At 62.7% G+C, this 20,071-nt stretch carries 19 protein-coding genes, 2 pseudogenes and 1 riboswitch; of the genes and pseudogenes, 6 read left to right on the top strand and 15 right to left on the bottom strand.

Annotation, left to right across the window (positions count from 1 at the left end):
- Positions 1 to 283 precede the first annotated feature (283 nt).
- A complete protein-coding gene (locus ORS3428_RS01975; protein WP_071094219.1) occupies positions 284 to 469 on the top strand; it encodes a hypothetical protein in 186 nt (61 codons plus the stop codon).
- A gap of 232 nt (positions 470 to 701) precedes the next feature.
- Positions 702 to 1,670 carry an alpha/beta hydrolase gene (locus tag ORS3428_RS01970; protein ID WP_071094131.1) on the top strand — a complete coding sequence of 323 codons (969 nt, stop codon included), beginning with the start codon at positions 702 to 704 and terminating at the stop codon, positions 1,668 to 1,670.
- Between the two features lies 1 nt (position 1,671).
- On the opposite strand, the gene ORS3428_RS01965 is transcribed toward ORS3428_RS01970, so the two are convergent.
- Positions 1,672 to 2,571, bottom strand: a complete 900-nt coding sequence (locus ORS3428_RS01965) for a LysR substrate-binding domain-containing protein (RefSeq protein WP_071094130.1) — start codon at positions 2,569 to 2,571, stop codon at positions 1,672 to 1,674.
- A 221-nt stretch (positions 2,572 to 2,792) separates the two neighbouring features.
- Between ORS3428_RS01965 and ORS3428_RS01960 the strand changes: the two genes are divergently transcribed.
- The 3 genes from ORS3428_RS01960 (at position 2,793) to ORS3428_RS01955 (ending at position 4,722) form a co-directional block, all read left to right on the top strand.
- Positions 2,793 to 2,978 carry a hypothetical protein gene (locus ORS3428_RS01960; protein ID WP_071094129.1) on the top strand — a complete coding sequence of 62 codons (186 nt, stop codon included), beginning with the start codon at positions 2,793 to 2,795 and terminating at the stop codon, positions 2,976 to 2,978.
- Between the two features lie 335 nt (positions 2,979 to 3,313).
- Complete coding sequence (locus tag ORS3428_RS34185; protein ID WP_108722951.1) at positions 3,314 to 3,448, top strand: hypothetical protein; 135 nt, start codon at positions 3,314 to 3,316, stop codon at positions 3,446 to 3,448.
- 335 nt (positions 3,449 to 3,783) lie between these two features.
- The gene (locus tag ORS3428_RS01955) at positions 3,784 to 4,722 is read left to right on the top strand and encodes a GlxA family transcriptional regulator (RefSeq protein ID WP_443136834.1); all 939 of its coding nucleotides are present in this window, start codon (positions 3,784 to 3,786) and stop codon (positions 4,720 to 4,722) included.
- A gap of 145 nt (positions 4,723 to 4,867) precedes the next feature.
- Here ORS3428_RS01955 and ORS3428_RS33810 read toward each other — a convergent pair.
- From ORS3428_RS33810 to ORS3428_RS34350, 3 genes and pseudogenes are all read right to left on the bottom strand, one after another.
- Positions 4,868 to 5,055, bottom strand: a pseudogene (locus ORS3428_RS33810) (ABC transporter ATP-binding protein); the annotation flags it as partial.
- Between the two features lie 54 nt (positions 5,056 to 5,109).
- Entirely contained in the window at positions 5,110 to 5,541 is a 432-nt protein-coding gene (locus ORS3428_RS33805) for a hypothetical protein (protein ID WP_244507829.1), read from the bottom strand.
- A gap of 30 nt (positions 5,542 to 5,571) precedes the next feature.
- Positions 5,572 to 5,712: pseudogene (locus tag ORS3428_RS34350) on the bottom strand (class I SAM-dependent methyltransferase); the annotation flags it as partial.
- A gap of 126 nt (positions 5,713 to 5,838) precedes the next feature.
- Between ORS3428_RS34350 and ORS3428_RS01945 the strand changes: the two are divergent.
- A complete protein-coding gene (locus tag ORS3428_RS01945; RefSeq protein WP_131802830.1) occupies positions 5,839 to 6,846 on the top strand; it encodes a hypothetical protein in 1,008 nt (335 codons plus the stop codon).
- Between the two features lie 17 nt (positions 6,847 to 6,863).
- Here the strand turns inward: ORS3428_RS01945 and ORS3428_RS01940 are convergent, their stop codons facing one another.
- From ORS3428_RS01940 to ORS3428_RS01890, 11 genes are all read right to left on the bottom strand, one after another.
- On the bottom strand, positions 6,864 to 7,208 hold the full coding sequence (locus tag ORS3428_RS01940; RefSeq protein ID WP_071094126.1) for a peptidase inhibitor family I36 protein: 345 nt from the start codon (positions 7,206 to 7,208) through the stop codon (positions 6,864 to 6,866).
- A 259-nt stretch (positions 7,209 to 7,467) separates the two neighbouring features.
- Positions 7,468 to 8,310, bottom strand: coding sequence for a DUF1194 domain-containing protein (locus ORS3428_RS01935; protein ID WP_071094125.1), 843 nt, complete (start codon positions 8,308 to 8,310; stop codon positions 7,468 to 7,470).
- A gap of 96 nt (positions 8,311 to 8,406) precedes the next feature.
- Positions 8,407 to 10,968 (bottom strand): GcvT family protein, encoded by a 2,562-nt coding sequence (locus tag ORS3428_RS01930; protein ID WP_071094124.1) that lies wholly within the window; start codon positions 10,966 to 10,968, stop codon positions 8,407 to 8,409.
- 144 nt (positions 10,969 to 11,112) lie between these two features.
- The gene (locus tag ORS3428_RS01925) at positions 11,113 to 11,886 is read right to left on the bottom strand and encodes a hydroxymethylpyrimidine/phosphomethylpyrimidine kinase (protein ID WP_071094123.1); all 774 of its coding nucleotides are present in this window, start codon (positions 11,884 to 11,886) and stop codon (positions 11,113 to 11,115) included.
- Entirely contained in the window at positions 11,877 to 12,482 is a 606-nt protein-coding gene (locus tag ORS3428_RS01920) for a thiamine phosphate synthase (RefSeq protein WP_071094122.1), read from the bottom strand. Before ORS3428_RS01920 ends, ORS3428_RS01925 begins: the two co-directional genes overlap by 10 nt.
- Positions 12,479 to 13,252 (bottom strand): thiazole synthase, encoded by a 774-nt coding sequence (locus ORS3428_RS01915; protein ID WP_071094121.1) that lies wholly within the window; start codon positions 13,250 to 13,252, stop codon positions 12,479 to 12,481. Before ORS3428_RS01915 ends, ORS3428_RS01920 begins: the two co-directional genes overlap by 4 nt.
- Positions 13,253 to 13,255: 3 nt before the next feature.
- Positions 13,256 to 13,453 carry a sulfur carrier protein ThiS gene (gene thiS / locus ORS3428_RS01910; RefSeq protein ID WP_071094120.1) on the bottom strand — a complete coding sequence of 66 codons (198 nt, stop codon included), beginning with the start codon at positions 13,451 to 13,453 and terminating at the stop codon, positions 13,256 to 13,258.
- Positions 13,422 to 14,429: a glycine oxidase ThiO gene (thiO, locus tag ORS3428_RS01905; protein WP_071094119.1), complete on the bottom strand. Its 1,008-nt coding sequence runs from the start codon at positions 14,427 to 14,429 to the stop codon at positions 13,422 to 13,424. Before thiO ends, thiS begins: the two co-directional genes overlap by 32 nt.
- Positions 14,430 to 14,432: 3 nt before the next feature.
- Positions 14,433 to 16,289 carry a phosphomethylpyrimidine synthase ThiC gene (gene thiC, locus ORS3428_RS01900; RefSeq protein ID WP_071094118.1) on the bottom strand — a complete coding sequence of 619 codons (1,857 nt, stop codon included), beginning with the start codon at positions 16,287 to 16,289 and terminating at the stop codon, positions 14,433 to 14,435.
- 104 nt (positions 16,290 to 16,393) lie between these two features.
- Positions 16,394 to 16,509: riboswitch (TPP riboswitch) on the bottom strand.
- A gap of 305 nt (positions 16,510 to 16,814) precedes the next feature.
- Positions 16,815 to 17,078, bottom strand: coding sequence for a hypothetical protein (locus tag ORS3428_RS01895; RefSeq protein WP_071094117.1), 264 nt, complete (start codon positions 17,076 to 17,078; stop codon positions 16,815 to 16,817).
- A gap of 318 nt (positions 17,079 to 17,396) precedes the next feature.
- Positions 17,397 to 19,883: a mechanosensitive ion channel family protein gene (locus ORS3428_RS01890; RefSeq protein WP_071094116.1), complete on the bottom strand. Its 2,487-nt coding sequence runs from the start codon at positions 19,881 to 19,883 to the stop codon at positions 17,397 to 17,399.
- Positions 19,884 to 20,071 lie beyond the last annotated feature (188 nt).

The raw sequence follows: 20,071 nt of genomic DNA, 5'->3' as shown, positions 1-20,071 counted from the left end.
GGCATGTCGCCCAAAATTGCGCAGCGGTTTTGGGACATGCATGAAAACAAAAGCGTAAAGCGCGTCGCCTGAATACCCGTCAGCGCGACGCGCTTCAGGCTTGCTTCTCATAGGCACATTTCGACTTTCATTTGCATGCAAATGTTTCCGGATCGGCCCGATCCGGAAACCGAGACGCTGTCTTCGCGAAATCCCTTCGATACATCGCCGGCGCATTTAGCGGACCTCGAATGGCGGCTGACGAGAAATCCTCGACCGCCGCCGCTCTTCAAGGGAGATGAAAATGTCGATGTTCGAAAACCTCGGCCGCTTCGGTGTGACCATCAGGCAGGCCCATGCCCGGAGCAAGGCGATCCGTGCACTCAACGACCTTCCGCCGCATGTCCAGAAGGACATCGGCTGGCCGGCCTCGCCGCCGAGCGACCCGCAGGCGGTTCTTCACGCGCTGCTTCTGGGAACGCCGCGCTGATGACTTTCGCCGACAAATGCAAGCTGCTCGGCAGGCGCCGGGGCCGGCAAGCGGTCTCGGCGATCGTCGACACAAAGCTGCGCGCCGCATTGCTGCCAGGGCGACGGTAAGGCGGCCACCGTCGCCTCACGCCAATGTGCCGTGGCTAAACCTTGACATTTTTTGCCGAGGGACAATCTTCGAATGATGGGGGAACTCTCTTAGTCGGCTCTGCCGCTGTCCGTGTATTCGTATGCCCAGTCTAAAAAGCCACGTCGTCTCGTTCATCCTCAGRCACAGCCGAAAAAAGGCCTTTTCCAGCCYCGAAAATCTGCAGCGCTGGATCGCCTATGCCCGCAAGACCGAAGACTATCACCCGCCCGCACTGCTGAAGGCGCGCCTCGCCATAACCGAAAGCACCGTCGACGGCTTCCCCGTTTATGAAATCGCGCCGAAGACCGGCGAGCGTCRGCGCATCCTGTATTTGCATGGCGGCGCGTTCGTCTTTCAGATCACGTCCTATCACTGGGTGCTGATCGCAGAGATGGCGGAGCGGCTGGGCTTCGGCGTCACCGTGCCGATCTATCCGATCGCTCCGGAGCACAATTTCCATGACATGTTCGGCATGGTCGGCGACGTCTACCGGCGCATGCTCGAAGAGACCGAGGCCGAGGACATCATTTTCATGGGCGATTCCGCCGGCGGCAACATGGCCGTGGTGCTTACCATGATGGCCGCCGAGAAAGGCCTTCCAGGACCATCGCGCCACGTGCTGATCTCGCCCGGGCTCGACATGTCGTTGTCCAATCCGGAAGTGTTCGAGGCCGAACGCAATGATCCCTGGCTCGGCATTTCCGGCGGGCTYGAGGCAATCCGGCTCTACAGCGCCGGCATCGACCGCGCCGACTGGCACATCAGCCCGCTCTACGGGAATCTCTCCGTGCTGCCGAAGACGCTGCTGCTCACCGGCTCGCGCGACATGCTCAGCCCCGACAATCTGATCTTCGCCGAAAGGGCGCGCGCCGCCGGCGTCGAGGTCGATGTCGTCTATGAGGAAGGCATGTTCCATGTCTGGCCGCTGATCGAGATGCCTGAAGCGCGGCGCGCGCGCGACAGCATCGTCGACTTCCTCACAGGCGAACCCGCACCGCGGCGCGCCCGCGCGCCGCGTCGAACCGGAACTGCCTACGCGACGACGCCGCCTGCGCCGGCGGCCGAATAGCTCAGAACTTGCCGGTTTCCCGGAACAGTTCGAAGGTCGCGCGGATGTGATCGGCCACCGCCTTCACCGGCGCGCTGGCGTCGGGCGCCACCACCATGGCAAGACTATAGGTACCGATATCGGGCATGCCGTCCTTCTGGCCCAACTCGACCATCTCGTCGCCGAGGAAAGACTTGGGCAGCGGCGCGACCGCGAGGTCCGCCATGATGGCGGCGCGCTGGCCAGCCGTGTGGGCGCTCATATAGGCGACGCGGTAGTTGCGGCCCTCGCGGCCGAGCGCTTCCAGCGCCCCCGCCCGCCAGGCGCATCCCTCTTCCCACAGCGAGACCGGCAGCGGTTCGCGCATATGTGCGCAGCCGCCCTTGGCACCGGCCCAGACGATCGGCTCGGTCAACAGCACCTCGGCGCCGAGCGCGCTGGTCTTGTAGGAATTGGTGAGCAGCGWGAGGTCGAGCGCACGGTCGTCCATGCGCCGGCGCAAATTGATGCTCTGGTCGATGGTGACGTCGACGGCGATCGACGGATGCGACTGCGCGAAGCGCTTCAAGACATGCGGCAGTACACGCTCGCCATAGTCGTCCGGGGAGCCGAGCCGCACCACGCCGACAATGTCGGGAATGATGAACTTCGACACCACCTCGCGGTTGATCGACAACAGCCGCCGGGCGTAACCCAGCAGCATTTCGCCATCCGTGGTCAGGGTCACCGAACGCGCGTCGCGCGCGAAGACGGAACGGCCGAGAATGTCCTCCAGTTTCTTGATCTGCATGGAGACGGCCGAGGGCGTGCGGAACACCGCATTGGCGGCGGTAGTGAAACTGCCGGTCTCGGCGATCGCCACGAAAGTGCGCAGCACATCGAGATCGAGGAGCGGCAGAGGATGGTTGAGAGGGGCATTCATCGGAGTTTGCCTTCAATTTTTCTGATGCAAACGATCATCCCATTTCGTTTGATTGAACATCACTTCAGGCGCACAGTCAACCTCGATCGACGCAGGATGCTGCCACAAGCAGCCATCAGACGACCAAGATACAGACCTGCCATCGACATGAAATGAAGCTGAAACAGACCTGACGTAACACATTGCCGGGCGCCTCCCTGCCCGATTCGAGGAGAAAGAGAATGTCCATCTTGTCATCCATCGGTCGGCTCGCGACCGAATTCAGCGCGGCCCGTGCCCGCTACCAGACTGAACGCGCCATCCGCTCGCTGCCGCTCGAGCTGCAGAAGGATATCGGCTGGCCGGAGGCCGCCGACGCCAAGACCGGCACCCGCCTCGGCRTTGGAACCTGGGCCGGAGCGAAGTAACAGCGTGTGCATAGAATGCTGAAGGCCTGCCGCATCAGCCCGGCAGGCCTTTTTGTTTGCACTCAAACGAGTTTTCCAGCCATGCGGCGGCTGCATGACGCATATGAACCACTCGCATAGCGACCTGACTTTCGATTTAAACCATTGTAAATAATGGCAAATTATCGGCACATCGCCCAAAAATGTCGCAATTGATGTCGCTTTTCATATCAAGCGCTTCGTTTTTGCGATTTAGTCTTTGCTGAAACAAGCTTATATCACGCCCAGCAAAAACGAGCTGCCCCACTCCATTAAGCGAAGGCGACCCGTCTGAGCAAACCCAAATGGAGATGACAATGAAGCTGCTTGCCCGCCTTTTCCCTCGCCGCGAAATGAACCTGACGACCGCTCTTGAGCGTCAGCGCCTTGCCAAGACCATGCCGGGCCAGACCGGCGCCCTGGCTGCCGCCCGCCTCGGCTTCATTGCCTAAGACGGCTATTGCCGGCGGCAGTTGATGCCGTCTTGAATGGAATTCGACGCCGCCCGGCTTGCCGTGGCGGCGTTTTCATTTCTAACCGCATGTCCGCCGGACATCTGAAGTGCAATCTCCAGGCTCGCGCCATCGGCGATTGCCCATTTGCGACCCGTGTCGCAAATTTAATCTTCACTTAGCCGTCTAGACGATTGACAAGAATGGCATTTCCTGTTGTCGCTATGCTGTTCGCGACATTCTGTTCGCGTCATGGCCGCGTGAGGTTCCCCGTGAATGCCGTAAAGCACCCGATCAAGAGATCGTTCGTATTCTTCCTCGTTCCCGACTTCACCATGATCGCTTTCGCAACGGCGCTTGATCCGTTGCGCTCGGCCAACCGGATGCTTGGCTACGAAGCCTATAGCTGGCGCCTGGCGAGCATCGACGGCAAGCCGGTGCGCGCCTCCAACGGCGTCGAATGCGCCGTCAACACCTCGCTTGAGGAAGAACGCAGGAAGATGGCCGGGCCGGACAGGCCGAACATGGCGATCGTCTGCAGCGGCATCAATGTCGAGCGCTACCACAACAAGTCGGCCTTCGCCTGGCTGCGCGAGGAATACAATCGCGGCGTCGCTGTCGGCGGCCTTTGCACCGGCGCCCATATCCTGGCCGCCGCGGGCCTACTTTCCAACAAGCGCTGCGCCATCCACTGGGAAAACCTGCCCGGCTTCTCCGAAGCCTTCCCGAAGGCCAATGTCTTTGCCGACCTCTTCGAGATCGATCAGAACGTCTACACCTGTGCCGGCGGCACCGCCGCGCTCGACATGATGCTGAAGCTGATCGGCGACGACTTCGACGAAAGCCTCGTCAATCGCGTCTGCGAGCAGGTGCTGACCGACCGCGTGCGCAGCCCGACCGATCGCCAGCGCCTGCCGTTGCGGGCGCGCCTCGGCGTGCAGAATTCCAAGGTGCTGACCATCATCGAGCTCATGGAGGCGAACCTCGCCGAGCCGCTGTCGCTGATCGAAATCGCCGATCATGTCGATCTCTCCCGCCGACAGATCGAGCGCCTGTTCCGCACCGAGATGGGCCGCTCCCCTGCCCGCTACTATCTGGAGATCCGCCTCGACCGCGCTCGGCATCTGCTGATCCAGTCGTCGATGCCGGTGGTCGAAGTGGCTGTGGCCTGCGGCTTTGTCTCGGCCTCGCACTTCTCCAAATGCTACCGCGAGCTCTACGCGCGCTCGCCGCAGCAGGAACGGGTCGATCGCAAGCAGTTGCTGGCCGCCTGAGCAGGTAGATTCCCGACGGAACCAAATACATGCCGCCCAAACGTGCGCTGCGATTTTGGGCGACAACATGCATCTCAAAAGAAAGACTTAGGACGCGGGTCGCCCGAATCCATTTCTGTGCGACACGCCTTAAACAGATTTGCGTCTGCGCCGTCCGCATCGCCTCGATGCGGATGTCTTCGGTCAATTGCGGCTTCAGCGCCGAAAATTCCGGGCTGGTCTTCAGCCTGTAGAGGCGCGGATGCGGCAGGTCGACCGGCACGTCGGACTTGATGCGGCCGGTCGTGCGCCCTTCACGATCACGCGCGAGGCCATGAAGATCGCTTCCTCAAATGCCCTCGATGAGAAGCTTGCTCACGCCCGGCTCCATGGCGAATCCGGCGCATCTCAAATCCGCGGCGAACTCACGACCAGCACCGGGCAGCGCTCGGCGACGGGATAGTCGCCGCTGGCAACAAGGCGCACATCGTCGAAGTACCGCGATGCCTCCGCCACATGGATGTCCTCGCTCAACCAGCAACAGATCGTGTCGGACCCTTTGTAGAGATCGATGAAGGCAAACGATCCCGGCTGCCATCCGCCCGCCGCCATCAGTTCGGTCCGGTCGCCGAACATCTCGTTGATACCGTCAAGGACGGTCGACATCTTCAGGCCGTAGTCGGGCGCCGCGGCTGGCAATGACAGCGCCGTGCGGAGCACGATTTCCGCCAGCGCCTTTATCCTGCCGGCCAGGGCATCCGCTTTGATGGCCTCGAGCGGCTCCGTTTGCTTCGGCCTTGCAAACAACCTGATGGCAGCGCGGCCGCCAGGCTTCAGCACACGAGCCATCTCTTGCAGGCATCTAAGGCGCTGGGCTTCGCTTATGACGGCCGAAAGGCAGCCGTCGCCGGCAATCGCGTCGACACTTCCATCCGTCAGTGGCAGGTCGAGCCAGTTGCCGACCACGGCCCTGCGGGTCGCATCATCGCCGATCCACAGCGCCCCGATCATGTTCGGATTGGCGTCGACAGCGACCAGCGATTTGCCGAGCTTGGAAAACTCCGGCGTGACGCCAAACAGCACCATTTCTGCGTCCTCGGTCCGAAGCTCGCGTTTCATGACCTCCACGACATCGGGATGCGGGCGCAAAGGCGCCTTGATGAGATCCCACGTTCGAAAAAGATTTGCCCACAGGTCGGACATGCCCCTCCCCCTTTTTGTAGTGCACAGCACTTCCCCTGGAACAGCCCTCTATATTATCACCTGCTCAAGCGGAAGATGGCCGGGGGGGCCGGAGTGGCGCACATAGTGGTGATCACGCACGAGCACGACCGGTTGCTCGAGCGCAAGCTGTTTCGGCGAGCCGAAAGCAGCTACATGATCCATGCGATCCTTGAGGATTTGCGCCGGCGGGGCCATTCGTGGACCATCGCCCAGGGTTTCTCTACGAAGATAAGGGGAGACGCCGCAGTCCTTCATGTAGACGCTACGATTGTCGACCCAGCCTACATCGAATACGGGCGCAGCTTTCCCTTTTGCCTCAATGTCGCAGTGACCGATATTTCAAAATCGCGCGTCAGCATGGCCAGGGTCGTCCAGCACGACGGCTGGCAGGGTCCGGTCATCGTCAAAGGCGTTCTAAACTGCGGCGGCCTGCCGGAGAGCCGCCTCAATCATCGCGCCGCGCGAGCAAGGCGCGCTCTGCCATTTCCCAACGCCAGAGTGATGAAGGAATACCGGGTTTTCGACAGCGCGTCGGAGGTGCCGGCGGAGGTTTTCAGCGACCCGAATCTGCTGGTCGAAAGATTCCTACCCGAAATCGAGCCGGATGGTTTCGCACTGCGCTATTGGCTCTTTTGCGGCGACTATGATTTCTGCGGCCGCTTCGTCTCGCGCGACCGCATCGTGAAAGGCGCCGGCGTGTTTCGCAGCGAGCCCTGCCCGATCCCAGATGACCTCCGGCAGAGGCGCAGGGAACTGGGCTTCGATTACGGCAAGTTCGATTTCGCGGTCCACGACGGCAAGACTTATCTGATGGACGCGAACAAAACCCCTGGCAGAGTGCCTYAGGACGCCGGCGAGGTGGCCTCCATGCCGCGCATGRCCGACGCCCTGGAACGCATGATCAGGGACGCTCTCTGCTGAAACTGTCGGTTCGGCCCTCAGTACCGATCGCAATAGCACTCCGCCGATGAGATGCGGTCGTTCCAGCCGGAACCTGCGAAGTCGCGGACCCCGCGGTTGATCTCGATCGAGCGGCCGCRCATCCCGGAATGCTCATACGCAACGAGCGTGCAGCCACGGCRCACGAGCACCGAGGAGGTGCGGTCGTTCCAGAACTGGCCGCCGCGGAAATTGACGGCGTCGTCCGGGCCCATTTCCAGCGAGCGACCGCGGAAGTTGCTGTGTTCGAACAGCACGCAGGCCGCCTCGCCGTAGAATTGGGCGCTGGCGCTGCCGGCGCAAAGCAGGGACGCAAACAGGGTCGGAATGAGCAGGCGCTTCATTGTGATGCTTCCTCGTCTAATGCATGTCTCCCGAAAGTGGGAATCGGGACAAAGACATGCATAAAATCAAAAACCTAAAGCGCATGGAGAAAGATCGCGACGCGCTTTAGTCGCTTCGAACGATACCGCCGACCCCACGACATTTTGCCATCGCGCCGCGCAGGGGAGCAAGCCCATGGTTGGCCGTACAGCCGCCAGGCCTGGCAGTGGTTTAACGCGTTTCGAAGGAAAACCGCCGCGCACTATTGCTGGAATTGCTTTAGCGACTGTCCAGCATCCACCCGCGCCACATCTTCTCACCGGCGAGGCAATCGGTGGCCGGTCCGTCGCCGGCGAGCACGACTGGCGGATGGGCCGCCTCTTTCGCCGCCCGTTGTTGCGAGGCCGGACCGGCAAGCTCGAGCACCAGCTTGCGGCGGATGGCTTCCGGGAATTGCGTCCAGTCGTTGACCGGAATCATGAAGGCGCCCGGCCCGCCGATGACGCAGTCGCTGTAGTAGCGGTCGAGGTTCGGGACGTCGAAGGCGCCGCTGAACCCGTCCCTTGTCATCAGCGGCAATCCATTGATGGTGATACCTTGCCTCACCACCTCGTCACGCGTGATGTCGACCGGCGCGCCCTGGTTGTTGGGTCCGTCGCCGGAAACGTCGATGACGCRCTTGGTCCCCTGAAAACCGCTTTCAGCAAAAAGGTCGCTGCCGAAGGTCAGCGCGCCGGAAATCGAAGTTCGCCGCGCGCTGTCTGGCGGGCTGGCGTTGAGCTGCGCCACGACCCTTTCGGCATCGGCGCGACTGGCGATCACCGTCCATGGCACGATCACACGCTGCCATCTGGTGCCGGCCCACTCGACATAGGTGACCGCGATCTTGCCGTTGGCGCCGTCGGCAATGGCCTTCAGCACATTGTCATCCGTCAGCGCCGCGGCGTAGCCATGGCGCTGGATCTCGAGTTCCGTCGGCGACATGGAGAGGGAAACGTCGACCGCCAGCACCAGCTCGACATCGACCGGCTCGACGGCGGACGATCGCGCGGTCAGGCCGAAGAGCAGCGCCAGCGCAGCGGCGCCGGAAAGCCAGTGCCCTGTTCGGCCGGGAGCGGACATGAGGCGACGGTAAGCGATAATCGCGCATGAACAAAGCAAAAAGGCCCGGCATCGAGCCAAGCCCTTTTTTGGAAGTTCGCGCAGACGCGAACGCGTTCAGCTGCGCGGCTTGAGGTTCTCCGGATCGTAGAGCGGCTTGTAGCCGACGCCGGCCACCTCGACCGGATAGGTCTCGCCGAAATACTCTACCTGCAGCTTGYGGCCCTCCTGGCAATAGGCCCAAGGCAGATAGGCAAGCGCGATGTTCTTGCCGATGGTCGGACCGTAGGCGACCGAAGTGGTGAAGGAGCGGCGGCCGAGTTCATCGACCAGTGTCTCGCCGGTCGCGGRATCCTGGACCGGCATGATGCCGACCGGATAGCGCGCGACGCCCCTGGAGTCGGTATTCTCTGTCATCACCRGCGTGCAGAGCATCGCCGGCTGGTGCTCGCGGGCGCGGTATTCGAGGTGCTTGGCCTTGCCGCAGAAATCGTTCTCCTTGACCTTCGGGCGGGCAAGGTCGGCCTCGAGCAGGTTGTACTCGGTCAAGAGGTCGGCATTCTGCAGGCGCAGGCTCTTTTCCATGCGGCGCGTGTTGGCGTAGGTCTCGACGCCGAACGGCATGACGCCGGTCGAGCGCAGCGCGTCCCAGACGGCGAGCCCGTCCTCGTAGCGCATATGCAGTTCCCAGCCCTGCTCGCCGACATAGGAGATGCGGAAGGCTGTGACGTCCTTGCCGCCGATCCGGATCGGCTTGATCGCGGCGAAGGGGAAATTCTCCGGTGTCAGCCCGTTCGGGTCCTCGACCACCTTCTGCAGGGTCATGCGCGCGTTCGGCCCCCAGATACCGATGGTCACGTATTTCTCGGTCACGTCGGTGACGGTGACATCAAAACCTTTGTCCTGCGCGGTACGCTGCATATAGCGGAAGTCGCGCGGACCGRCATCGGCGCCGTCGATCACGCGGCAGCGATCGGCCATGCGGATGACGGTGAAGTCGGCGCGCACCATGCCTTCCTCGTCGAGGAAGTGGGTGTAGATGCCYTTGCCGATATTGTTGTCGCCGCCGATCTTGGCCGCGCACAGCCATTCCAGCAATGCGACATGGTCGGGGCCCTCGACGTCATACATCGAGAAGTGCGAGAGGTTGACGATGCCGCAATCCTCGCTCATCGCCAGATGCTCGGCATTGGAGACGCGCCAGAAATGGCGGTTGTCCCACTCGTTTTCGCGCACCGGTACGCGGTTGCCGTACTTCTCCAGAAGATGCTCGTTGGCCGCGTAGCCGTGGGCGCGCTCCCAGCCGCCCAACTCCATGAAATAGCCGCCGAGTTCCTTTTCGCGCTCCCAGAACGGCGAGCGGCGGACGTTGCGGCCCTTGGAGAAGGGCTCGCGCGGATGGACCGCCGGATTGTAGACCTTCATCGCCGTCTCGGTGCAGCGATCCCAGATGAACTGTTCCTGCGTCTGGTGCGGATAGAAGCGCGCATAGTCGATGGCGTGATGGTCGATCGCCGTGCGCCCGTCGGTCATCCAGTCGGCGATCAGCTTGYCCATGCCGGGGCCGTCCTTGACCCAGATGGCGACAGCGTACCACAGGCCCCTCACCTTCTGGCTCTCGCCCATCGACGGGCCGCCGTCGGTGGTGACTTGCAGCAGGCCGTTGAAGGAATGTCCCTCATTGTAGCCGAGTTCGCCCAGGATCGGCGTCAGCTCCATGGCCCGCTCCAGCGGCGCCATGATCTGCTCCATGTCGAGGTCGCGCTGCGACGGCGACAGCCGCGCCTGATCCTTTTCCAGGAGATCACGCGGATGGCAGAGGCGCGGATTGGTCTCCTCGTAATAGCCCCATTCGATCTGGCCGCCTTCGGCGGTCTTGGGATCGCCGGTGTCGCGCATATAGGCGGAGTTGCCCTGGTCGCGCAGCAGCGGCCAGCCGATCTCCTTGCCGGTGCCGGCGAATTCGTTGTAAGGCCCGAAGAAGGTCAGCGGATGGTCGATCGGCATGACCGGCAGATCTTCGCCGACCAGTGCGGCTGTCAGCCGACCCCAAATACCGGTGCAGACCACGACATAGTCCGCTTCGATCGTGCCGCGCTCGGTCACCACGCCCTTGATGCGGCCGTTCTCGACAATCAGTTCCTTGGCCGACGTATTGGCAAAGGCCTGGAGCTTGCCGGAATCCACACCCTGGTCGACCAGCTTGCCGGCAACCGTCTGCGAGCGCGGGATGACGAGGCCGGCATCCGGGTCCCACAGGCCGCCCTGCACCAGATGCTCCTCGATCAGCGGGAACTTCTTCTTGATCTCGGCCGGCTCGATCAGGCGGGCGCGGGTGCCGAAGGCCTTGGCGGAAGCGACCTTGCGCTTGATTTCATCCATGCGGCCGTCATCGCCGACGCGCGCGACTTCAAGACCGCCGATGCGCGCGTAATGGCCCATCTTCTCATAGAAATCGATGGAGTAGAGCGTCGTCCAGCACGACAGGAAGTCGTGGCTCGTGGTGTAGCAGAAGTCTGAGGCATGCGCCGTCGAGCCGATATCGGTCGGGATGCCCGACTTGTCGATGCCGACGATGCCGTCCCAGCCGCGCTCGATCAGGTGGTGGGCGACCGACGCGCCGACGATGCCGCCAAGACCGACGATGACGACCTTCGCCTTTTTCGGAAACTCTGCCATTGCCCGCGACTCCAAAGTGGTAAAGCGCGCGGACTATAGGGCCGAGCGGTGGGATCATTGAAGCCTGTTTGCGACATTAGAAAAAGGCCGAGCGACCCGGACCGCCGAACGCGCCTCGTCCGGGCTGTCATGGGTGAGAAATCCTTATGCCCCGTGGTCGCGCTCGATACCCCGCAGGAGCTTTTCAAAGACAAGCCGCTTGCCTTCGCGCACGCTGTCTTCGAGCGGCCTCGCACCGGCCAGATGCGCGGCGATCGCGCTCGCCAGCATGCAGCCGGTCCCGCGAATCGATCCGGCAAGCCTGGGCATGTCGAAGCGGACAGGCTCCTGTCCGGAGATCAACAGGATATCCGTTGATCTGGGTCCCGCTGCATGGCCGCCCTTGATGAGCAGCGCCTGCGGCCCGCCCGCAAGCAGTCGCCTTCCCTGCCGTAGCGCATCGTCGTCGTCCAAAGCCAAATCCGAACCGATCAGGATCGCCAACTCGATGAGGTTCGGCGTGACCAGACGGCAGAGCGGCATCAGGTCGCRCATCAAGACCCCGATCGCACCCGATTCGAGCAGCGGCCTGCCTGACGAGGAAGCCAGCACCGGATCAAGGACTGCCGGTATCCGGGGATTTTCGCGCAGCACGCCGGCGACCGCCGCGATGACACGTCCCGTTGAAAGCATGCCGATCTTTACCGCCGACACTCTATTGGCCCGCAGCGCCGCCCGCATCTGGTCGGCGACCAGGCCTGGCTGCATGTGATGGATTGTCGTGACGGATTGGTGTGTCTGCACTGTTACCGCGGTGACAGCAACGCAAGTACGCAGGCCGATCGAAGAGATCGTCTCTATATCGCGCGCAATCCCGGCACCCCCGCTGGAATCCGATCCGCCGACGACGAGCACATGGGGATCCCGGGTCAGCGCCATTGGTCCGTCTTTTTGATCCAATCCCTGGTGCGCATCTCGGGATCGGGGTTCAACGTTATGTCCGTCACCACCGCGGCGCTGTCGGCGCCGGCTTCGAAAACGCCGTCGAGCCGTTCGGGATTGAGGCCGCCGATGGCGACCAGCGGAATGGGCGCGACCTTGTCTTTCCATGCCTGGATTCTTTCGAGCCCCTGCGGCGCCCATTTCATCTTCTTCAGGATCGTCGGATAGACGGGACCCAAGGCGATGTAGTCGGGCGCGGCTGCCATCGCCGTTTCCAGTTCTCCATGGTCATGAGTGCTCAGCCCTAGCCTGATGCCGGCCGCCCGTATCTCAGGAACGCTTGCGGCCTGCAGATCCTCCTGRCCGAGATGGACGAAGTCGCAGCCCTCCTCGATCGCCAGCCGCCAATGATCGTTGACGATGAGTAGGCAATCGTGCCGGGCGCATAAGGATTTCGCTTTGCGGATTTCCGAGCGCAGCCTGTCCTGGTCCATGTCCTTGATGCGGAGCTGCACCAGCCTGACGCCGAGCGGCACCAGCCRCTCGATCCAGGCGGCGCTGTCGACGATCAGGTAGAAGGGATCGAGCTTCATGAAAAGATCGCCCTGCCGATTGTAGGCGTCGACGGCACGGCGACGTCACGCGGCTCGAGCAATCCGGAACCATACGCTTCGCGGCCGGCATCGACCGCCTTGCTGAAAGCGCGCGCCATGCCCACCGGATCGGCAGCCTTGGCGACCGCCGTGTTGAGGAGCACGGCGTCAAAGCCGAGTTCCAWGACGGTTGCCGCATGCGACGGCCGTCCGAGCCCGGCATCGACGATCAACGGGACGTCAGGGAAATGTCCGCGCATCGAGCGCAGCGCCATGATGTTGACCGGTCCGAGGGCCGAACCGATCGGCGCGCACCACGGCATCAGGACCTTACAGCCCGCCTCGAGCAGCCGCTCGGCGACGACGAGGTCGTCGGTGGTATAGGGGAACACGCTGAAACCGTCTTCGCAAAGGATGCGTGCGGCCTCGACCAGTCCGAATACGTCGGGCTGCAGCGTGTCGTGGTTGCCGATCACTTCGAGCTTGATCCAAGGGGTGCCGAAGACCTCGCGCGCCATCTTCGCGGTCGTCACGGCTTCCTTGACGGAATGGCAGCCGGCGGTGTTGGGCAGGACCCTCACGCCGAGCGAGCGGATCAACGACCAGAACTTCTCGCCGGTTCTGCCGCCGGCCATTTCCCGGCGCAGCGAGACGGTGACCACTGAGGTGCCAGAGGCCTTGACCGCTTCGGCAAGGATCGTCGGCGAAGAATATTGGGCGGTGCCGAGCAGCAGGCGCGAGGCCAGCTTTGTCCCGAGAAGATCGAACATCGGCTAGCCTCCCTGCATAGGCGACAGGATTTCGATCCGGTCGCCCTCGCGCAGCCGGAATTGCGTCCGTTCAGCCGCTGGCACAACATCGCCGTTCAGCGCGGTAGCGAGCCAGCCGCCCTCATAGTCAAGCTCCTTCAAAAGGGCGTCGAGCGTCGCCGCCTCGGCCTCAAGCGCTTCGCCGTTGACGATCAGCTTCATTTTCAGACTCCAGGTCGGCAGATGAATTGAAGAGAAGGCCGGCGGCCTGCTCGGCCATGGCCGGTGAAAGCAGGAAACCGTGCCGGTAGAGGCCGTTGATGGTGATCGCGCCGTCCTTCCGACGCTTCAGCCGCGGCAGATTGTCGGGATAGGCAGGACGCACGCCCACTCCGGTCTCGACGATTTCGGCCTCGCCCAACGCTGGATGGAGTGCGTAGGCTGCGTTGAGGAGCTCCATCAGCGAACGGGCGGTGATCGGTCCGTCATGGTCGCTTTCGATCACGGTCGCACCGACCATGAAGTGATGATCTRCCCGCGGCACGATATAGATCGGATGACGCGGATGAAGGAGACGCACCGGCCTGGCGAGCGAGACGTCACGCGTGCGCAGGATCAGCATTTCGCCGCGCATGCCGCGCAGATCGTCGTCGGCTCGCGCAATGCCCGTGCAGTCGATCACCTGGTCAAAGCCGGGATGGACCTCCCCGCTCGCCTCGAACAGGAAGACAACGCCCATCGCGCGCAGTTTGCCGGCGAGCGCTTCGAGAACTTGGCGGGGATCGAGATGAGCTTCGCCCGCAAAGAAAAGGCCCTGACGGAAGCGACCGGCAAGATCGGGTTCGAGAGCGGCAATCGCCTCTTCATCGACAGTCTCACAATTGCGCGTACGAGCCGCAAAACGCGCAAGCTCGGAGGCGTCGCGTTGATGGGCGACGACGAGAGTGCCGGCTCTTGTCACGAGCCCGGGCAGTGTCCTTTCCCACCAATCGGCCGAAGTTCTGCCAAGCGTGACAACCGCCTCCTCCGCGCTTTCGCGTTCGCACCAGGGGGCGAGCATGCCGCCGGCCAGCCAGGAGGCATTGCCGGCTATCTGGCCCCGAATTTCAGCAACCGTGACGGACGCACCCCGCGCGGCTAATTCGTAGGCGACGGTGAGGCCCGCCACACCGGCGCCTTTGACAAGGACACGGAGCATGGCTCAGCGCGTCTCCCGACCTCTCTGCGCCAAAGCCGGTTTATCCGCCCCGGGCGTTTCGACGGGCGTTTCGACCGGCATATAGAGATCGCCGCCCGCGCGATATTTCTCCGCCATCGCCGCCATCCCCTCCTTCTGCGCTTCCGCGCGAATGTCGTGGGAGATACGCATCGAGCAGAATTTCGGCCCGCACATCGAGCAGAAATGCGCCAGCTTGTGCGCTTCCTTGGGCAACGTCTCGTCGTGGAACGAGCGCGCCGTTTCCGGATCGAGCGACAGGTTGAACTGATCTTCCCAGCGGAACTCGAACCGTGCCCGCGAAAGCGCATCGTCGCGGATCTTCGCCGCGGGATGCCCCTTGGCGAGATCGGCGGCATGCGCGGCAATCTTGTAGGTGATGACGCCGGTCTTGACGTCGTTGCGATCCGGCAGGCCGAGATGTTCCTTCGGCGTCACATAGCAGAGCATGGCCGTGCCGAACCAGCCGATCATGGCGGCGCCAATGCCGGACGTGATGTGGTCGTAGCCCGGCGCTATGTCCGTCGTCAGCGGCCCGAGCGTGTAGAAGGGTGCTTCGCCGCAGGTGGCGAGCTGCTTGTCCATGTTGTGCTTGATCTTGTGCATGGGAACATGGCCGGGACCTTCGATCATCACCTGGCAGTCCTTTGCCCAGGCGATCTTCGTCAGCTCGCCAAGCGTCTCCAGCTCGGCGAATTGCGCTCGGTCATTGGCATCGGCGATCGAGCCGGGACGAAGGCCGTCGCCGAGCGAGAAGGAGACGTCGTAGGCTCTGGCGATGTCGCAGATTTCCTCGAAATGCTCGTAAAGGAAGCTCTCCCGGTGGTGGTGCAGGCACCATTTCGCCATGATCGACCCGCCGCGAGAGACGATGCCTGTGACCCGGTCGACGGTCAGCGGGATGTAATGCAGCCGCACGCCGGCATGGATGGTGAAGTAGTCCACGCCTTGCTCGGCCTGCTCGATCAGCGTGTCGCGATAGACCTCCCAGCTCAGATCCTCGGCGACGCCACCGACCTTCTCCAGCGCCTGGTAGAGCGGCACCGTGCCGATCGGCACCGGCGAATTGCGCACGATCCATTCGCGGATGTTGTGGATGTTGCGACCCGTCGACAGGTCCATGACCGTGTCGGCACCCCAGCGGATCGCCCAGACCATTTTTTCGACCTCTTCGGCCATCGAGGAGGTGACGGCGGAATTGCCGATATTGGCGTTGATCTTCACCAGGAAATTGCGGCCGATGATCATCGGCTCGCTCTCGGGATGGTTGATGTTGGCGGGGATGATCGCRCGGCCGCGCGCCACCTCGTCGCGCACGAATTCCGGCGTGACGAAATCCGGAATCGATGCGCCGAACGCCTCGCCATCCTGTTGCAGGCTGCCGCGCACCATCTCGCGGCCGAGGTTTTCGCGGATCGCCACGAATTCCATCTCGGGTGTGATGATACCGGCGCGCGCATAGGCAAGCTGCGTTACCGCCTTGCCGGCCTTGGCCCTCAGCGGGCGGTTGCGGATCGGAAATTCCCGCGTCAGGCGCTCGCCTGTCGCAAAGCCGTTGTCCTCCGGCCTGACATGGCGGCCGTCATAGGATTCGACATCGCCGCGCGCCACGATCCAGTCCTGTCGAAGCCGGGCAAGACCCTTTTCGATGTCCGTTTCAATCGCCGGGTCGGTATAGGGGCCCGACGGATCGTAGACCGTCACCGGCGGCTCGCCGGCAGTAGGGTGGACGGCGATCTCGCGCATCGGCACTTTGATCTGCGGATGGAGGAGGCCCGATTTGTGGATCTTGCGCGAGGCAGGCAGCGGCCCGGTCGATACGGTCGGGGTCAAGGCATTCATTTGAGACTCCTTTGCTCGTTGCATTGGAGACCCAGTTCTGTGCCGGAAGGATGAAAGGACGCTTCGATGTGCCTGCGTCAAGCAGGTCTTCGGGCATGAACTCCCGCAAAGCGCTTGCACCGTCCCTACGCCAGTATGAACTGGATCAGGTTCAACGGGTCACTGCGCCGCAAAGCCAGCAGTATCTCAGCCCCTTGCCGGGACTCCCCTGGTGAATGGCCTAAGTTGAACGGGCCCTCGCCGTCTTGTCAAGCACACTGGGCCGGTCCGACTGGCTTTGTGAACAGAGCGCCGCCCGCCAAGCTCAGGCGAGTGCCCAGGTGCCTAGAAGCCGACATTGGTAGCCGGGGGTCTTCAGCTTGACGACGATTTGGTCGATCTCCACAGCAAGCAGCGCGCCGAGTTCGATCTTGATCATGCCGGGACTGGAGCACTGGAGGTCCACTCCCATCAAGCAGCGGCTACCGGAAACGATAAAAGGCCGGGACATCCGCCCGGCCTTTGCCGATCATGTTGCGAGGCTTCTTACTTGACGCGGGCAACACCGCCCGAGATCTCAACCGTTTCCGAGCCGGTCAGCGCTTCCAGGTCACCATTGGGCAGGGTGACAAAGCAGCCGTTCGGGCAGAACTCCACCGTCTCGCCGGCCGCCAGCGCCAGCTCGGTCTTGCCGCCGCCTTCGGTGACGATCAACGTCCGCGTCTGAGCGTCCTTGTTGATCGCGCTGGCCGCAAAAGCCGAACCGCCCACAGCCAGAAAAGCGATGGCGGCAACGACAGGCTTCCACATTGCAATTCCGGTGCTCTCACACCGCCTCTATTCAGATTCGAAAGGYATTTTCGCCCTTTGCGTGAGAGCTTATATGAGATGCCACATGAACCGCAACTGAATGCCGCATTCATGCCACAATTGGTTTCGGGCAGGAAATTGGCCAGCCGGCAAATTTGATGCATGTCGCCCAAAAAGTGCACGGCGGTTTTGGGAGAACGACAGGCATCAAAACACCAATGCATGTCGCCCAAAAGTGTGCAGCGGTTTTGGGAGCACGACATGCATCAAACAACGACTTAAACCGCGTCGCCTGAATCCGCTTCAGCGCGACGCGCTTTAGTCCGGGTCTGGTTTGYGGCCTCTCCGCTTCGTTTTGGCCAAACGCGCCTGCTCGGCCGCGGCTTCCGCCTCCAGCCGCTCGCGCTCGGCGAATTCCAGCTCCATCTTGTCATCGTCGATCGGCCAGGCCTCGTGCTTCTTCGTCTCGACGACCGCGCGCGGCGTTGACGGGATCTCGATATGCTCGTCCTCGAATGTATCGAAGATGGCAAAGCGGATGTCGTTCTGCACGACGTTGCTGTTCATGATGTCGGCAACGAAAAGGCGGATCTCGAATTCGAGCGCGGCGGATCCGAAATTGGTGAAGAGCACGAAGGGCTCGGGGTTCTTCAGCACCATCGGATGGGTCCGCGCAATGTCGAGCAGGAGGGCGTGCACGCGCTTGACGTCGCTGCCGTAGGCGACGCCCACCTTGATGTCGATGCGCCCGAGCTTGTTGCGGTGGGTCCAGTTGCCGACCGCATTGTTGATGAGGTTGGAGTTGGGCAGGATCACCGACTGCCGCTGGAACGTCTCGATCTCCGTAGCGCGCACGCTGATCTTCTTCACCGTGCCGCTGATCTCGCCGGCAACGATCCAGTCGCCCACCTTGAACGGACGTTCGGCAAGCAGGATCAGGCCGGAGACGAAGTTCGAGACCACGTTCTGCAGGCCGAAGCCGATGCCCAGTGACAGCGCGCCGGCAACCAGCGCCAGGTTGGAGAGATCGATGCCCGCCGCCGATATGCCGACAAGCGCCGCGAGCGCGACACCGGCATAGCCCACCGCCAGCCGGATCGAGTTGCGCACGCCGGCGTCGACCTTGCCGCGCGCCATCACCGACCCGTCGAGCCAGCCCTGGAACCAGCGGGTCAGGAAATAGCCGATGACGAAGACGACGACGCCGGTGAGGATGCCCAGCACCGAGATGGTGACGGACCCGATGGAGATGCCCGTCGCCAGCTTATAGGCCCAGGCCTCGATGTCGCCGGGCTGGAAGCCCCACATCAAAAGGATCAGCGGCAGGAACACCAGCACGATCATCAGGTTGATGGCGATGCTCACCACCAGGCCGAGCTGGTCGAGCGCGGTGTCCTCGTAGCTGGAGTTTGTGGAAAGCCAGCGTCCCACCGACGTGTCGGCGAAGCCGCCCTCCGCGCCGATCGCCCGCGCCGAGAGGAAGCCTATATAGGCGGTGACCAGGATGGTGCCGGTGACCACGACCTGCAGCGAGACGAACAGCGCAAGGCCGATATAGCCGAGCAGCGCTGCGGCGATGGTGAACAGGCCGAGGCCGATGGCAAGGAAGCGAAGCCACGCCGGCCACGGCCTCCAGGACCCATCGCGCGCCTTGAACGGCCTCAGCAGCGCCATCAGGATCAGGATGATGCCAACGATGACGGTGGCGACGAAGCTCCTCGCGATCGTCAGCGACAGCGGCGAGCCCATCTTCTCGTTGACGACCGACAGGAAGAAATTGAAGCCGATGACCACGGCCATTGCAGTTGCCAACCGCACCAGCCAGCGCGCGGGGCCGGTTGCGACTGGAATGAGCCGCCAATTCGGCAGTCGCGGCTCGAGCGCGGCGTTGGTCAGCCGGTTGACGCAGAACACCACCGCGACGACGGCGAGCAGCGCGTTGAGGAATGTGCCGATGTCGCCGCGCAGCACGTTGTAGTAGTTGAAGAAGAACACTGCCGAGGCGAAGAACACGCCGAGCGCAGCTGTCGGCAGCAGCGTCGACCAGAACGCCACCGACAGCCGGCTGAGATATGAGGGATCCTCCACGGATGGATTGGGCTCGAAAATGCGGCCGAATAGCCGCCTGCCGCCGATCAGCAGCACGGCCGCCAGCGCCAGCGCCATCAGCGTCGCGGCAAGAACAGCCTGGAACTTGAACTTGAACGCGAAGGTCAGCCAGGAGGCCACGGCGCTGTAGAGGCCGGTGAACTGCTCATGCGCGTCGGAGAAGGCTTGCGGGCTCAGCGCATCGGTCAATTCGTAGCGTTTGGTGAGCACGCTGCGGAAAAGCTCGCTGCGCTTGGTGGCGATCTTGTCGACCACCCCGTTGATGCGGATCGACAGGTTCTGCGCGCTGGCGACCACCGCATTGATCTCGGCCTTCTCGGCCGTCAACGCGGCGCGCTCATTGGCGACGATCGCGGGCTCTTGCTGTCCCTGCGCCGGCGGCGGCCCCAGAGCCTCGATGCGTTTGTTGATGTCGTTGAGGCGCGAACGGAAGGCGAGCGCGCTGTTCAGCGCCGCCCGCGATATATCCTCGAGCTTCAGGCGGATATCGACCAGCCCGGCATCGTCCTCGCCGGGGTCGCTTATCTTCTTCTCCAGACCATCGGTCTTGGCCGTCAGGTCCTGGATGGCCTTGGTCTGGTCGGCGATGAGGTGCGCGGAGCCCTGGCCGATTGCCTGCGCCATCGCGCTAGGCGACGGCTGCGCCGCTGCGGCGACAATGACGACCAGGATCAGGCGTAGCAGTCGTGAGATCATAATGTGACAGGCGACTCGCGGCCGAAAACCTTCGAAAATTCCGCCCTTGATAAAGACCGGCATACCGGGCGGCAAGCCGTTCCGATCCGCGGATCGATGCCATGAATCGAAGTCGGCCTGTCGAAAAGCGATGGCGCAATCTTGGCTTTGCGGTTGAGGGCTGCTCTATAGTGTGCCGCCTCGCACCA

It is taken from the genome of Mesorhizobium sp. ORS 3428, assembly GCF_001854785.1.
Taxonomy (GTDB): domain Bacteria; phylum Pseudomonadota; class Alphaproteobacteria; order Rhizobiales; family Rhizobiaceae; genus Mesorhizobium.
The sequence above is the reverse complement of the archived record's forward strand: the minus strand, read 5'-3'. Positions and strand labels throughout refer to the sequence as shown.

Coding starts and splice junctions, on each gene's coding strand:
- ORS3428_RS01975 (WP_071094219.1), top strand. CDS start 284: ATGTCGATGTTCGAAAACCTCGGCCGCTTCGGTGTGACCATCAGGCAG.
- ORS3428_RS34185 (WP_108722951.1), top strand. CDS start 3,314: ATGAAGCTGCTTGCCCGCCTTTTCCCTCGCCGCGAAATGAACCTGACG.
- ORS3428_RS01955 (WP_443136834.1), top strand. CDS start 3,784: ATGATCGCTTTCGCAACGGCGCTTGATCCGTTGCGCTCGGCCAACCGG.
- thiS (WP_071094120.1), bottom strand. CDS start 13,453: ATGAAGCTGATCGTCAACGGCGAAGCGCTTGAGGCCGAGGCGGCGACG.
- ORS3428_RS01895 (WP_071094117.1), bottom strand. CDS start 17,078: ATGTGGAAGCCTGTCGTTGCCGCCATCGCTTTTCTGGCTGTGGGCGGT.